We start from the raw sequence: 13,645 nt of genomic DNA, 5'->3' as shown, positions 1-13,645 counted from the left end.
ACGGCAGTTGGGCGGTCCGCTCAGACCGACGACAGCCGATGCGCTCCGAGGAGTTCGGAAACCTCGAATGCCGCCCGATCCGCCCGGTACACATCGCGCGCGTATTCCACACACCGGCCCGCCGCGTCCTCGGTACAACGCGTGAGCAGGGTGCCCGCCGAACCGGCGCGCACACCCAACTGCCCGCTGGACGCGTCGTCGAGGACGATCGATTCCAGCACCGCCGTCGACCGGGCCAGGTCGATCCCGTACCGGCTGCGCAGGACGGCCCACAGCGACCCGTCCTCGGGTGTGTCCAGGATGCCCGGGGTCAGGTCCGCGGGAAGGAACGTGGTCTCCAGCGCGAACGGGACGTCGTCGACGGAACGCAGTCGGTGGAAGACGTTGACCATCGCGTCGTCATCGAGGCCGAGCGCGAGCTGCACGGCCGGGGTCGGGCGCTGATGTTCGGCCCAGAGCAGACGAGCGGCGGGACGACGCCCGAGCCGCGACACCTCCTCGGAGAAGCTGCCGATGTGGAAGCGCACCCGAGGCTCGGCCACAAAGGTGCCGCGCGGCGGTTTGCGGTAGACCACTCCTTCGCTCTCCAGCAGCGACAGCGCCTGGCGTGCAGTCATTCTGCTGACGCCGTGCTGCTGGGCCAGCTCCCGTTCGGACGGCAGCAATGTGTGGGGTCCGAGCTGCTCGGTGACGATGCGGTCGCGGACGATGGCGGCGATCGCGATGTAACGGGGGATCGCCGCGGCAGACATCTCTGCAGAGTAGCCGCGGCCGCCGACCAGTTGGTCTATGCCATCGCTTTGTGAACACTTCGTAACTCAGCTTGACGATGACGTGGGTCACACCCATACTACGGTCAAACCATATGGTCTATACCACTGGAGGAACGATGCCGGGTCCGGATCCCACAGCCCGCAGCGACGCCGCGGACCTCGCCAAGTTCGGCTACAAGCAGTCACTGGAGCGGCGCACCGGAGGATTCGCGTCCTTCGCGGTGGCGTTCGCGTTCGTCTCCATCGCCACCGGCATCTTCACCACGTACGGCGCGGTGCTGAACTCGTCCGGCCCGGTCGGCATCTGGACCTGGCCCATCGCTGTCCTCGGCCAGCTCGCGGTGGCATTCGTGCTGGGCGCGTTGGCCGCCCGCATCCCCGTGACCGGTTACCACTACCAGTGGATGTCGCGGCTGGCCAACCCCGTGCTGGGCTGGATACTGGGGTGGATCTCGTTCACGTTCCTGGCCATCGTCGTCGTCGCGGTCGATTACACGATCGCCTCGACCATCTTCCCGGTGCTCCTCAATTACGACGGCACCGCGACGATCGCCTGGGTGGTCACCGCCGTCGTGCTGTTGATTCAAGCTCTTCTGGTGGCACTCTCGACACTGTGGGCGGAGCGGGTGAACAACGCCTTCGTCTCCCTCGAACTCATCGGCATGGTGACGCTGACCGTACTGCTGCTCGTGGTGGCCGCGGTCCGCGGCGACATGGACTTCTCGAATCTGTTCAGCAAAGGCGCGGTTCCGTCCGACGGGCCAGTAGGCTTCTGGAGCTTCGGTGACTGGACTTCCGCCGGCCCGTGGATGCTGGGATTCCTGCTGGGCGCGTTCACCATCGTGGGGTTCGAGTCGGCGGCCAACCTGGCCGAGGAGACCAACGACCCCGAGCGGGTCGTCCCCCGGGCGATGTGGCAGGCCGTGCTCGCGTCCGGCGTCCTCGGCTTCTTCTTCATCCTTGCCGTGACGCTGGCCGCGGGAGACCCGGTGGCGCTGGCCGAATCCGGGACACCCATCGCCGACGTCATCGACAACACCCTGGGATCGGCCGTCGCCACTTTCCTGCTGCTGATGGTGGTCCTTGCGATCTTCGCCTGCGGCCTGGTGATCATGATCACCGGTGTCCGGCTGACGTGGGCGATGTCGCGCGACGAACGGTTCCCCGGCTGGCAGCAGTGGAACCAGATCTCGCCGCGGTTCCATACCCCGTTGAAGGCCACCGTGCTGTATGTCGTTCTCGCAGAACTGATCCTGGCAATCTTCTCGCACTCGGAGACGGCGTTGTTCACGCTGTTCGGCGCCGCCACGCTGCTACCCGCCGTGATGTACGCCTCGACGGTGGTTCTGTATCTCATCAAGCGCAAGCACCTGCCGGTGAGCGACAAGTTCAACCTCGGCGCGTGGGAGATACCCACTCTGGCGATTGCGGTGGTGTGGCTGGTGTTCGAACTCGCCCTGTTCCGGGACTCGAGTTTCAAGCAGGCGTGGATGTACGTCATCGCGATGGTGATCATCGGTGCGTGCTATCTCGGTTACCTGCTGGTCACGCGCGGCCGGCATGGCCTGACGATGCCCGACATGCATTCGATCGACGCCGAACTCGAGCGCGAAGCGACCCAGGACTGACAGGGTTTGACCATGCAACACGTCCTGGCCATCGACCAGGGCACGTCGGGAACCAAGGCCATCGTGGTCGACGAGACCGGACGGGTCGTGTCGATCGCCGAAATAGGCCTGAGACCGGTGTATTCGGCGGGTGGCGGGGTCGAGCAGGATCCCGACGCGCTGTTCGACTCCGTCGTCGCGGCAGGCCGTCAGGCCCTGTCGCAGGCCGGTGTCCCGGTTGACGCAGTCGCCGTGGCCAACCAAGGCGAAACCGTGCTGGCGTGGAATCGCGACACCGGTGAGCCGCTGAGCCCGGCCATCGTCTGGCAGGACCGGCGGGCCGAGTCGATCTGCGCCTCGCTGTCGGCGTCGGCCGATGCCATCGCCCAGCGCACCGGACTGGTGCTCGACCCGTATTTCTCGGCCCCCAAGATGGCCTGGATCCGGGCGAATCTGACCACAGCGGGGGTGGTGACCACCACCGACACCTGGCTGGCGCATCGGCTGTGTGGCGCATTCGTCACCGACGCCTCGACGGCAAGCCGGTCGCTGTTGACGTCGCTGGACACCACCCGGTGGGACGCGGACCTGATCGGCCTGTTCGGCCTGACCGGCGAGGCATTTCCGGAGATCGTCGACAGCGACCAGATCGTGGGTCGCACAGATCTTTTCGGGTCGATCATCCCGGTGACCGGACTGATCGTCGATCAACAGGCCGCGCTGCTGGCCGAAAGCTGCCTGGAACCCGGTGCCGCCAAGTGCACCTTCGGCACCGGCGCATTCCTGCTTGCTCAACTGGGCGACAACCCGGGGCGGTCGACGTCCGGGCTGACCACGTCCGTCGCATGGCGGCTGCGTGAGCGCGCCTCGTACTGCGTGGACGGCCAGGTATACACGGCCGCCTCCGCGGTGCGATGGGCGGTCGACCTCGGACTGCTGGCCGCACCAGACCAAATCGACTCCACCGCCGCTGATTCCAGTGACGGTGTATTCTGCGTGCCCGCACTGGCAGGGTTGGCGGCACCGTGGTGGGATTCGACCGCCACCGCGTCGTTCACCGGAATGACGCTGTCCAGCGGTCGCGGGCAGTTGGTCCGCGCCCTCATGGAGGGCATCGCCGCACAGGTGGCCGCGTTGGCCGACCTTGTCACCGCCGATCTGGGCCAACCCCTCACGCGGCTGCGGGTGGACGGTGGACTGACCCGATCCGCGGTTCTCATGCAGGCACAGGCCGATCTGTCCCGTATCCCTGTCGATGTCTACCCGTCGCTGCACGCAACGGCGCTCGGTGCCGCGGCATGCGCGCGGCTGGCCCTGGATCCGGATATCGGCCTTCCGGACGCGGTCGGCCCGTGGACACCACAGCACACCTATGAGCCTCGGTGGCCGGCCGACCGCGCCGTGGAGTACCTGGCACGGTGGCGGCGTGCCGCGGAATCAGCACTGGCAGAACGGGAGACAACGAGTACATGAGTGGGATCCGCGCCGTCAGCGACATCGTGGTGGTCGGTGGCGGGATCGTTGGCTGCGCGATCGCGCGGGCGCTGGCCGGCACAGCGATGTCGGTGACCCTGCTCGAGGGTCGCATCGACGTAGGCGACGGCACCAGCAAGGCCAATACCGCCCTGCTGCACACCGGCTTCGATGCCACCCCGGGCACGCTCGAGTCTCGGCTGGTGGCTCGGGGCTACCACCTGCTGGGTGAGTATGCCCGGCAGACCGGGGTTCCCGTCGAGCGCACCGGCGCGCTGCTGGTCGCGTGGACCGACGAAGAGCGCCATGCCCTGCCCGGCCTGAAGGACAAAGCCGAACGCAACGGATACCACCACTGCGAAATCGTCACGGCCGCCGAGGTGTATCGGAGGGTGCCCGACCTCGGGCCGGGAGTGCTGGCCGGATTGACCGTGCCTGACGAGTCGATCATCTGCACCTGGACCACCAACCTGGCGTTGGCCACCGACGCGGTCCGGCGCGGCGCGGCCCTGGTGCGTGGTACGCGGGTCACCGGCGTTGTCGTCGGCAGCGAATACACGACGCTGACGACCACCCGCGGTGACATGCGGGGCCGCTGGATCATCAACGCGGCGGGCCTTGGCGCGGACCATCTGGACGCGGAATTCGGCCACCACCGCTTCACCGTCACACCCAGGCGGGGCGAGCTGTTGGTGTTCGACAAGCTGGCCCGTCCGATGGTCCCGTGCATCGTGCTGGCCGTGCCGTCGTCGCGGGGCAAGGGCGTGTTGGTCAGCCCGACCATCTACGGCAATGTGATGGTGGGGCCGACATCGGAGAACCTCGAGGACCGCACCGCCACCGGCACATCGGAGGACGGCTTCGAGTTCCTGCTCGCCAAGGGCCGCGCCCTGATGCCCATGCTGTTCGACGAGGAGATCACGGCCACCTACGCCGGACTGCGCGCGGCGATCGACCGCGACGACTACCTGATCGACGTCGATCCGCAGGCTCGCTACGTGCTGGTCGGCGGAATCCGCTCCACCGGACTGACATCCGGGATGGCGATCGCCGAGCACCTGATGGGCTTGCTCACCGATGCGGGTGTCGACGTTGCGGAGCGCAGTGACCTCCCCGCACCGCCGCGGATGCCGAACATCGGCGACGTCGGCGTGCGCCCGTATCACGATGCCGAACGCATTGCCGGCGATCCGGAGTACGGCCGGATCGTGTGCTTCTGCGAGCGGGTCACCGCAGGCGAGATCCGCGATGCCTTCGAATCCCCCATTCCGCCCGCCGACCTCGACGGGCTGCGACGCCGCACCCGAGTGATGAACGGCCGATGCCAGGGCTTCTACTGCGGCGCGCGCACCCGGGCGCTGCTGGACGCGCGGGTGGTGGGATGACCGAACAGCAGGTGAGCGTGGCGATCGTGGGAGGCGGGCCGGCCGGGTTGACCGCCGCAGCCGCCGTGGCGCCCATGGTCGGCGGTGATGTCCTCGTCATCGAACGCGAAGCCGAGACCGGTGGAATCCCTCGCCACAGCGATCATCCCGGCTACGGCATGCGTGATCTCAACCGCTTTATGTCGGGCCCTGCCTACGCCCGTCGGCTGACCGCCACGGCGCAGGGCGCGGGCGCGGTGTTGGAGACCGAGGCGATGGTCACCGGCTGGGCCGGCGAGCGGCGACTTCAGGTCACGTCACCGCGCGGGGTGAAGACCGTCACGGCCGACGCGGTCGTGCTCGCCACCGGCGCGCGGGAACGGCCGCGCCCGGCCCGGCTCGTGCCGGGCGATCGACCCGACGGGGTGTACACCACCGGGCAGTTGCAGAACCTGGTTCATCTGCATCAGGCCGGCGTTGGTAGTCGCGCACTCATCGTGGGAGCCGAACTGGTCAGCTGGTCGGCGGTGCTGACACTGCGCGAAGCGCGTTGCGCCACAGTCGCAATGGTGAGCGCCTATCCGCGAGCCGAAGCATACGCGGCGTTCAGGATGCCCGGCCGGGTGCTCATGAAGGGGCCGGTGCTCACCCGAAGCCGGTTGGTCGGCATCCACGGCAAGGACCGGGTCCGCAGCGCGGTGGTCGAAAACCTGGACAGCGGGGTGCGCACCACGATCGAGTGCGACACGGTGGTGTTCACCGGTGACTGGATTCCCGACCACGAACTCGCCCGGACCGGCGGACTGGCGATGGACGCCGCGACCAGGGGCCCGCTGGTGGACGGTGCCCTGCGGACCAGTGCCCCGGGAGTGTTCGCGGTCGGCAACCTGCTGCACCCCGTCGACACCGCCGACGGCGCCGCGCTCGACGGCCGTCACGTCGCGTCTGCGCTGACTCGCTGGCTGCAGGGCCGCGACGCTGACCCTGAAGACGATGGCCGCCGAACAGTCCGCATCCGTACCGAGAAGCCGCTCAGGTGGGTGGCACCGCAACTTGTCTCGCCCGGCGTCGGCGCCCCACGAGGCGATCTGCTGTTCTGGGTCGATGAGTACCGCCGGCTGCCCAGACTGCGCGCCGTGCAGGACGGCCGAACGCTCGCGACGAAGCGCACGCCGTGGCCCGCCGCGCCGGGCCGGGTCTACCGCGCGCCATGGACGCTGGTGGCCGGCGTCGACCCGACGGGCGGCGACATCACCGTCTCGATTTGCTAGCTTCCCGCGAAACTGTGTTCCAGCAGGTCTGCACTCGCAGTTTCCCTGCTGGAATACAATTTCGCGCCAGAAACTAGACCGGCAACAGGGCGTCGATCACCGAGGCCAGCTGTTTGGCCGACCGGCATTCGTGCATGGTGATCACGTCCTGGTAGCGCGGGACCGCCGAATCGCCGCTGCCCCACAGGTGCTTCGGCTCGGGGTTGAGCCAGTGCGCGTGCCTGCTGGCGTTGACCATGTGGGCAAGCAGGTCGGTCTCGGGGTTGCGGTAGTTGTTGCGCCCGTCGCCGAGCACCAGCAGCGAACTGCGCGGTGACAACACGTTCGGCCAGTGATCCAGAAACGACACGAACGCGTTGCCGTAGTCGGAGTGCCCGTCGCGGGTGTACACCCCCGCCTCGCGGGTGATCCGCTGGACGGCGACCGCGAGGTCGCTGTCGGGGCCGAACATTTCGGTCACCTCGTCGGTGGTGTCGATGAAGGCGAAGACGCGGACCCGGGAGAACTGCTGACGCAGAGCATGAACCAGCAGCAGCGTGAAGTGGCTGAACCCGGCGACCGAACCGGACACGTCGCACAGCACCACCAGTTCGGGCCGTGCGGGATGCGGCTTCTTCAGCACCACATCAATCGGCACGCCACCGGTGGACATCGACTTGCGGAGCGTCTTGCGCAGGTCGATCTCGCCGGCCCGGGAACGTCGCCGCCGAGCGGCCAATCGGGTGGCGAGGGTGCGGGCAAGCGGCGCCACCACCCGACGCATCTGTCGCAACTGCTCGCCGGACGCGCGGAGGAACTCGACATTCTCGGCGAGCTGCGGAACGCCGTACATCTGCACGTGCTCACGCCCCAACTGCTCGGCGGTGCGCCGCTTCGTCTCTGCCTCGACCATCTTGCGTAACTGCGTGATTCGTTGAGCGGCAAGGGCTTTGGCGATCTCCGCTTGCGTCGGCGTCGGCTCGTCACCATAAGGCGCCAACAGGCTCGCCAACAGCCGGCCCTCGAGGTCGTCCAGGCTCATCGCCTTGAGCGCCTGATATGACGAATACGACGGCCCGCGGCTGGAGTTGTAGCGACCGTAGGCCTCGACGATCTGGGCGATCATCGCGGCCAGCCGTTCCTCCATGTTGGCCAGATCGGCGTTGTCGCTCAGCATCTCGATCAGAGCGGCCCGCAGCGCCTCGATGTCCTCGGGGGGCAGGCCCCGGTCGTCGCCGGCACCGTCGTCGTCGAGCAGCACCGTCTTGGCGCCCAGTGCCACGGGGAAGAACAGGTCGAACATCGCGTCGTAGGTGTCGCGATGGTCGGATCGGCGCAACACCGCGCACGCGATACCTTCGCGCAGCACCTCACGGTCGCCCAACCCCAGGGTAGCCATCACCCGACCCGCGTCGACGGTCTCTGACGGCCCCACCGAAATGCCTTGCCCACGTAGCGCTTCGACGAACTCCACCAGGTGGCCGGGAAGGCCGTGTGGGGCGAGCGGCTGCGGCGGACGGGTTCGGCGGACGGCCATCAGTTGAGCCTCAGCTCCCCCGACGCCTTGATCTGGTCGGACTGGTGCTTGAGCACCACGCCGAGCGTCGCGGCGATCAATTCGTCGTCGATGGTGTCGAGGCCGAGCGCCAGCACGGTGCGGCCCCAGTCGATGGTCTCGGCCACCGACGGCACTTTCTTCAGCGCCATGGCGCGCAGCACGCCGACGATGCGCACCAACTCCTCGGCCAGATGCTCGGGCAACTCGGGAACGCGGGACAACAGGATGCGCCGCTCGAGGTCGGCATCGGGGAAGTCGATGTGCAGGAACAGGCATCGGCGCTTGAGCGCCTCGGACAACTCCCGGGTCGCGTTCGAGGTGAGCAGGACGAACGGGGTGCGTTCGGCGGTGATGGTGCCGAGTTCGGGCACCGTCACGGCGAAGTCGGACAGCACCTCCAGCAGCAGGCCCTCGATCTCGATGTCAGCCTTGTCGGTCTCGTCGATCAACAGCACCGTCGGCTCGGTGCGCCGGATCGCGGTCAGCAGCGGACGCGTGAGCAGGAATTCCTCGGAGAACACATCGGTTTTCGTCTGCTCCCAGTCGCCGTGCCCGGCCTGGATCCGCAGGATCTGCTTGGCGTGATTCCATTCGTAGAGCGCCCGGGCCTCGTCGACGCCCTCGTAGCACTGCAGCCGAACCAGACCCGAGCCGGTCGCCTGCGCAACCGCGCGGGCCAGTTCGGTCTTTCCGACGCCCGCGGGGCCTTCCACCAGCAGGGGCTTACCGAGCCGGTCGGCCAAAAAGACCGCGGTGGCCGTGGCGGTGTCGGGCAGGTAGCCGGTTTCGGTGAGGCGCCGCGCGACATCATCGATGTCGGTGAACAGCGGCGCTGGGCGTGCGGGGACGCTCATCGGCGGTTCTCCTGTCTAAGCCGGACGGGTGTGGCCGTCTCCCCACACAATCCACTTGGTTGACGTCAACTCCGGAAGACCCATCGGTCCGCGGGCATGCAGTTTCTGGGTGGAGATGCCGATCTCCGCGCCGAAGCCGAACTGCTCACCGTCGGTGAATGCGGTCGACGCGTTGACCATGACCGCGGCCGCGTCGACTTGTCCCGCGAACTGCTGTGCAGCAGCGACATTCGTCGTCACAATGGCCTCGGTGTGTCCCGTGCCGTATTCGTTGATGTGCGCTATCGCCGCATCGAGACCGTCCACCACCGCCAATGCGATGTCCATTGACAAGAACTCCGCCCGAAGCTCCTCTTCGGAGGGATCGGTGTGCACCGTCACCCCGGCGTCTTGTAGGGCCCTGGTCAGCCGCGGCACCGCCTCGGCGGCGATCGCAGCGTCGACGAGCACGGATTCGGCTGCATTGCAGACGCTCGGCCTGCGTGTCTTGGCGTTGAGCAGAATACGTTCGGCCACCTCGAGGTCTGCCGACTCATGGACATACACATGGCAATTGCCGACGCCGGTCTCGATGGTCGGCACCTGAGCGTCGCGCACCACCGCGTCGATCAGGCCCGCTCCCCCGCGCGGGATGACCAGATCGACCAACCCGCGGGCCTGGATCAGATGGGTGACGCTGGCCCGGTCATGGCTGGGCAGCAGTTGGACGGCGTCGACGTTGCGGTTCTCGATCGCCAACGCGTCGCGCAGCGCGCCCACCAGCGCCTGGTTCGAGTGGGCGGCCGATGAGCTGCCGCGCAGCAGCGCCGCGCTGCCCGCCTTCAGCGTCAGGCCGAATGCGTCCACGGTCACATTGGGCCTGCCCTCGTAGACCATCCCGATCACACCGATCGGTACGCGTTGCTGGCGCAGCACAAGCCCGTTGGGCAGCGTCTGGCCGCGGAGGACCTCACCTATGGGATCGGGAAGCCCGGCCACCTGTCGAAGACCCGCAGCGATGCCCTCGAGGCGCTGCGGATTCAGCGCGAGCCGGTCCAGCATCGCCTCAGGTGTGCCGGCCGCCTTGGCCGCGGCCAGATCCTCCCTGTTGGCCTCGAGGATGGCTGCGGCCTCGCGCAGCAGGTTGTCGGCGGCGGCGTGCAGCGCGGAGTTCTTGGCGGCGGTGCTCAACATGGCCAGTTCACGGGCGGCGACGCGTGCCCTGCGGGCGGCGTCGTGGACCTGCTGGCGCAAATCGGGAGCCGCGGGCGCTTGCAGACTCATTGATCCAGCGTATCGGACCTCTCGGCGGCGCTCGACGCGTGTCAGGTCGCTGACACCGCAGACCCGCGCGAGCCGTCGACCCATCACGGCATCCTTTTCAGGTCCGCTGAGCTAGCGTTGACGGGTATGGTGGCGCGAGTCTGCGTAGTGGGCAGTGTCAACGTCGATCTGACTTTCACGGTTGATGTGCTGCCGCGGCCGGGGCAAACCGTTCTCGCATCATCGCTTGCGTCGTCCCCGGGCGGTAAGGGTGGCAATCAGGCGGTCGCCGCCGCCCGCGCTGGCGCCGCGACCCGGCTCGTGGCCGCGCTGGGCTCGGACTCGGCCGCCGAGCAGCTACGTGCGCACCTGCGTGAAAACGAGGTCGGACTGGACGGCGTCGTCAGCCTGCCCGGCTCGAGCGGCTCGGCGGTGATCGTGGTCGATGCCGCCGCCGAGAACACCATCGTGGTGGCACCCGGCGCGAATGCGCATCTCAGTGTCCACTCTGCCGACATCCGCGGGGTGATCGCCGGCAGCGACGTGGTGCTGCTGCAGTTGGAGATCCCGATCTCCACGGCCATCGACGCCGGCCGGGTCGCGCAGGCCGCGAACGCGGTCCTGATCGTCAACGCGTCGCCGGCCGGTGCGAAACCGCACGACCTCTTGGCGCTGTCGGAGCTTGCCGACGTCGTCGTCGTCAATGAGACCGAAGCCCGCGAATGGCATTGGCCCGTACCTCATCTGGTGATCACCCGGGGCTCGCGCGGAGCGAGTTATCTGGGCGAGGACGAGCGGTTCGACGTGCCGTCGCCTCCGGTCGAGGCGGTCGACACCACCGGCGCGGGCGACGTGTTCGCCGGAGTGCTCGCCGCCGGCTGGACATCGGGTCACGAACAGGCGCTGCGGCGGGCGTGTGCGGCCGGCGCCCTGGCGACCCTGGTGCCCGGCGCCGGAGACTGCGCGCCGTACGCGGAAGCCATCGACGACGCCATCGACGAGGCCGTAGCCAATCGAGCGGCGGAGGAAAGGTATCGATGACGAGCACGCCACGACCACCCGACGGCGCGCCATCGACGCCGATCCCGACCTGGCAGGTCTGCTGATCACCGGATCCGGCGGCGACATGGGCGGCGGCGACGGCTCGGACAACTGGCTGACTTTCGGGTCCGCGCTGGGGATGGACGTGACGCCGTTCGAGACGCTGCGCCAGTCGGTGAAGCCGGTGGTGTCGGCGGTCAACGGGCTGTGTCAGGGTGGCGGACTGCAGATCGCGCTCTGCAGCGATATGACTGTGGTCAGCGATCGGGCGACATTCCGGGTACCCGGACTGCATACGGCATCGCCGACACCTACTACAGCCAGATGCTGGCGCGGCTGATCGGGCCGGTGCGCACCCGAGACCTGATGTTCACCGGCCGGTCCCTGACGGCGCACGAGGCGCGCGAGTGGGGCATGGTCGCCCGGGTGGTGCCGCACGACGAGTTGCTCGACGCCGCGCGCGACGTGCTCGCCGCGTGTTGCCGGACCGCGTCTGCGGCTCGCAGCCTGGTCAAATCGAGCCTCGACAACTACCTCGGCCTCTTCGACCGCATCGGCATGCAGGCAAGCTATTCGTCGCGCGAGGCCCTCGAAGGGGTCCGTGCGTTCAAGAAGCGCGGTCACCGGCCTGGGCGCATCCCGACCTCCAACTCGATGGACGGCTCTGACCCAAACATAGTTCAGCATTGTCCCCGGAGTGGGACTCAGTCGGTGGGCCGGGATACGTCGTGGGCGACCGACAGCCCGTCGTCCGCGTCGCCCACCGCCGCCTGGCTGAACACGATGCGACTTCTGTTGGGAGATAACAGGGTCGACAGATAATGGTGCGGTTCGCCGCCGACGAACGCCACCCTGTTGATTCGCATAAGCGCGGCTCCGATGGCGGTGTCGAGCAGTCGCGCCGCGGTGGGTCCGGCGATCTCGGCGGTGATCTCGTTCTGAACAAGCTCCAGCTCCACCCCGGCATTCGAGAGCAGACGGTACAACGGCACCCGGGACAGCTCATCCTCGGTGATCATGTCCGCCAGCCCGATCGGTAACCACGCCTCGGTGATCATCAACGGTTCACCGGTCCTGCGCGCGCGCCGCAGCCGGTGTACGTGCAGCGCACGATCGCAACCCAATTGGTCGGCGACCACCGGGGGCACACTCCTGATGTCGCGCTCGAGGACTTCGGCTTCGGTTTCGAATTCGATCTTGCGCAACTCGTCGATGAACGACCGTCCGCCGGTCTGCCGACGCATCGGCGCGTTGTCACGCACGAAGGATCCAACGCCCTGCTTACGTTGGATCAGTCCGGCGTCGGACAGGTCGGTCAGTGCGCGCCGGACCGTGATTCTCGACACGCCGAACTGCTCGCACAGAGACTGTTCGGTGGGCAGCGGATCGCCGGGCGACAGCGCTCCGCGGGCGATCTCGTCGTGCAGCACCAGGAACAATTGCCGGTGAAGCGGTACTCCTGCGCCGGCCGACAGCTCGGTCGCGATGCGGACGTCATGGACTCTCATCAGATTCACAGCATAAGGCGCGGTCGTCGAATCCTTGCTCGTCACGGGCAGTCGTTATATATGTATAACAACAATACTTTCTGCGACAGGAGGTCAGGCCTTGGCCGCGACCTGCACCGCGATGTCCACATTCCGTGTGCGCTGCCCGGGTGCGGTTGCGACGCCCAACGCTGGAAGCGGCGCGTGATCCGACTGCTCGGCAGGCTACTCCGCCCGGTCCGGGCAGGTACGCGGCGCAGCGCGTTGACCGCACCGGCGTTCGCGGCGCCGGAACTGATCACCGTCAGCAGTCCGACCTTCAACCATGGTGGCGTCATCCCTGCGATGCACGCCGGACACGGTGTTGGCGACAACGTTTCACCGCGGCTGCACTGGCGCGGCGTGCCGGCCGACGCGAAACAGCTGGTGCTGATCATGGAAGACGTCGACGTTCCGCTGCCAAAACCATTGCTGCACAGCATTGCAGTGCTCGAACCGACCGCCGCCGGTCTTGCCCAGGGCGACTTCCGCACCGACACGCCGGATTTGCGTATCATCGCGACGCTGCTCGGAAACAACGGATACCGCGGGCCACGACCGGTACCCGGACATGGGCCGCATCACTACCGTTTTCACGTGTTCGCCCTCGATCGGCGGGTCCCCGGCGACGTGACATCGGCCAAGGGGCTACTGGCCGCCATGGCCGGCCATGTGACCGCTCGGGGCATCCTTACCGGCAGTTACGAACGCTGACCAGTGCCGATCCCGGACTGCGCTAGCGTGGTCGGTGATGGCACGCAAGCAGATGAACAGCAAGCAGGAGGCCGGCTGGCTCTGGATGCCGCTGATCATCGGTCTGATCATCGGTGTGACCGTAGCCGCGACGACCGGCCAATGGTGGTGGTCGACAGCCGGGGTATTTTCCGGAGCGCTTTCCGGCGCGATAGGCGCGGGCAAGCTCAGATGGCCCGGCTCTGGCGCAACCGACCGTTAGCG

Annotated in this window: 12 protein-coding genes and 1 pseudogene; 8 read left to right on the top strand and 5 right to left on the bottom strand. The window is 67.5% G+C overall.

Translation table 11 applies throughout. From position 1 onward, the window contains the following. Positions 1–20 precede the first annotated feature (20 nt). Positions 21–752 (bottom strand): GntR family transcriptional regulator, encoded by a 732-nt coding sequence (locus ACVWWN_RS17865; protein ID WP_457145049.1) that lies wholly within the window; start codon positions 750–752, stop codon positions 21–23. A 113-nt stretch (positions 753–865) separates the two neighbouring features. On the opposite strand from ACVWWN_RS17865, the gene ACVWWN_RS17860 reads away from it, so the two are divergent. From ACVWWN_RS17860 to ACVWWN_RS17845, 4 genes are read left to right on the top strand one after another with little or no spacing between them, the layout of a single operon-like run. Then, positions 866–2,401 carry an amino acid permease gene (locus ACVWWN_RS17860; RefSeq protein ID WP_457145048.1) on the top strand — a complete coding sequence of 512 codons (1,536 nt, stop codon included), beginning with the start codon at positions 866–868 and terminating at the stop codon, positions 2,399–2,401. A 12-nt stretch (positions 2,402–2,413) separates the two neighbouring features. Then, positions 2,414–3,853 (top strand): FGGY family carbohydrate kinase, encoded by a 1,440-nt coding sequence (locus ACVWWN_RS17855; protein WP_457145047.1) that lies wholly within the window; start codon positions 2,414–2,416, stop codon positions 3,851–3,853. Beyond that, a complete protein-coding gene (locus ACVWWN_RS17850; RefSeq protein ID WP_457145046.1) occupies positions 3,850–5,238 on the top strand; it encodes an FAD-dependent oxidoreductase in 1,389 nt (462 codons plus the stop codon). The genes ACVWWN_RS17855 and ACVWWN_RS17850 overlap by 4 nt, the downstream gene beginning before the upstream one ends. Further along, positions 5,235–6,488, top strand: a complete 1,254-nt coding sequence (locus ACVWWN_RS17845; RefSeq protein ID WP_457145045.1) for an NAD(P)/FAD-dependent oxidoreductase — start codon at positions 5,235–5,237, stop codon at positions 6,486–6,488. Before ACVWWN_RS17850 ends, ACVWWN_RS17845 begins: the two co-directional genes overlap by 4 nt. A gap of 73 nt (positions 6,489–6,561) precedes the next feature. On the opposite strand, the gene ACVWWN_RS17840 is transcribed toward ACVWWN_RS17845, so the two are convergent. Genes ACVWWN_RS17840 through ACVWWN_RS17830 form a run of 3 tightly spaced genes read right to left on the bottom strand, consistent with a single transcriptional unit; the run spans position 6,562 to position 10,142 of the window. Continuing rightward, positions 6,562–8,004, bottom strand: coding sequence for a vWA domain-containing protein (locus ACVWWN_RS17840; protein WP_457145044.1), 1,443 nt, complete (start codon positions 8,002–8,004; stop codon positions 6,562–6,564). Beyond that, on the bottom strand, positions 8,004–8,879 hold the full coding sequence (locus ACVWWN_RS17835; RefSeq protein ID WP_457145043.1) for an AAA family ATPase: 876 nt from the start codon (positions 8,877–8,879) through the stop codon (positions 8,004–8,006). Before ACVWWN_RS17835 ends, ACVWWN_RS17840 begins: the two co-directional genes overlap by 1 nt. Positions 8,880–8,894: 15 nt before the next feature. Further along, positions 8,895–10,142, bottom strand: coding sequence for a glutamate-5-semialdehyde dehydrogenase (locus ACVWWN_RS17830; protein ID WP_457145042.1), 1,248 nt, complete (start codon positions 10,140–10,142; stop codon positions 8,895–8,897). A gap of 126 nt (positions 10,143–10,268) precedes the next feature. Here ACVWWN_RS17830 and ACVWWN_RS17825 point away from each other — a divergent pair, with 126 nt between their 5' ends. Further along, positions 10,269–11,162 carry a ribokinase gene (locus ACVWWN_RS17825; protein WP_457145041.1) on the top strand — a complete coding sequence of 298 codons (894 nt, stop codon included), beginning with the start codon at positions 10,269–10,271 and terminating at the stop codon, positions 11,160–11,162. A gap of 31 nt (positions 11,163–11,193) precedes the next feature. Then, positions 11,194–11,830: pseudogene (locus tag ACVWWN_RS17820) on the top strand (enoyl-CoA hydratase/isomerase family protein); the annotation flags it as partial. Positions 11,831–11,866: 36 nt separating this feature from the next. Here ACVWWN_RS17820 and ACVWWN_RS17815 read toward each other — a convergent pair. Further along, positions 11,867–12,670 carry a GntR family transcriptional regulator gene (locus tag ACVWWN_RS17815; RefSeq protein ID WP_457145040.1) on the bottom strand — a complete coding sequence of 268 codons (804 nt, stop codon included), beginning with the start codon at positions 12,668–12,670 and terminating at the stop codon, positions 11,867–11,869. 183 nt (positions 12,671–12,853) lie between these two features. Here ACVWWN_RS17815 and ACVWWN_RS17810 point away from each other — a divergent pair, with 183 nt between their 5' ends. Together ACVWWN_RS17810 and ACVWWN_RS17805 are read left to right on the top strand one after the other, a co-directional pair. Continuing rightward, complete coding sequence (locus tag ACVWWN_RS17810; protein ID WP_457145039.1) at positions 12,854–13,402, top strand: YbhB/YbcL family Raf kinase inhibitor-like protein; 549 nt, start codon at positions 12,854–12,856, stop codon at positions 13,400–13,402. Between the two features lie 37 nt (positions 13,403–13,439). Beyond that, entirely contained in the window at positions 13,440–13,643 is a 204-nt protein-coding gene (locus ACVWWN_RS17805; protein ID WP_457145038.1) for a hypothetical protein, read from the top strand. Positions 13,644–13,645 lie beyond the last annotated feature (2 nt).

It is taken from the genome of Mycobacterium sp. URHB0021 (assembly GCF_054057895.1).
The sequence above is the reverse complement of the archived record's forward strand: the minus strand, read 5'-3'. Positions and strand labels throughout refer to the sequence as shown.

Excerpts from the sequence above, each read along its gene's own strand:
- ACVWWN_RS17865 (WP_457145049.1), bottom strand. The coding sequence starts at position 752 with ATGTCTGCCGCGGCGATCCCCCGTTACATCGCGATCGCCGCCATCGTC.
- ACVWWN_RS17860 (WP_457145048.1), top strand. The coding sequence starts at position 866 with ATGGTCTATACCACTGGAGGAACGATGCCGGGTCCGGATCCCACAGCC.
- ACVWWN_RS17855 (WP_457145047.1), top strand. The coding sequence starts at position 2,414 with ATGCAACACGTCCTGGCCATCGACCAGGGCACGTCGGGAACCAAGGCC.
- ACVWWN_RS17850 (WP_457145046.1), top strand. The coding sequence starts at position 3,850 with ATGAGTGGGATCCGCGCCGTCAGCGACATCGTGGTGGTCGGTGGCGGG.
- ACVWWN_RS17845 (WP_457145045.1), top strand. The coding sequence starts at position 5,235 with ATGACCGAACAGCAGGTGAGCGTGGCGATCGTGGGAGGCGGGCCGGCC.
- ACVWWN_RS17840 (WP_457145044.1), bottom strand. The coding sequence starts at position 8,004 with ATGGCCGTCCGCCGAACCCGTCCGCCGCAGCCGCTCGCCCCACACGGC.
- ACVWWN_RS17835 (WP_457145043.1), bottom strand. The coding sequence starts at position 8,879 with ATGAGCGTCCCCGCACGCCCAGCGCCGCTGTTCACCGACATCGATGAT.
- ACVWWN_RS17830 (WP_457145042.1), bottom strand. The coding sequence starts at position 10,142 with ATGAGTCTGCAAGCGCCCGCGGCTCCCGATTTGCGCCAGCAGGTCCAC.
- ACVWWN_RS17825 (WP_457145041.1), top strand. The coding sequence starts at position 10,269 with ATGGTGGCGCGAGTCTGCGTAGTGGGCAGTGTCAACGTCGATCTGACT.
- ACVWWN_RS17815 (WP_457145040.1), bottom strand. The coding sequence starts at position 12,670 with ATGAGAGTCCATGACGTCCGCATCGCGACCGAGCTGTCGGCCGGCGCA.
- ACVWWN_RS17805 (WP_457145038.1), top strand. The coding sequence starts at position 13,440 with ATGGCACGCAAGCAGATGAACAGCAAGCAGGAGGCCGGCTGGCTCTGG.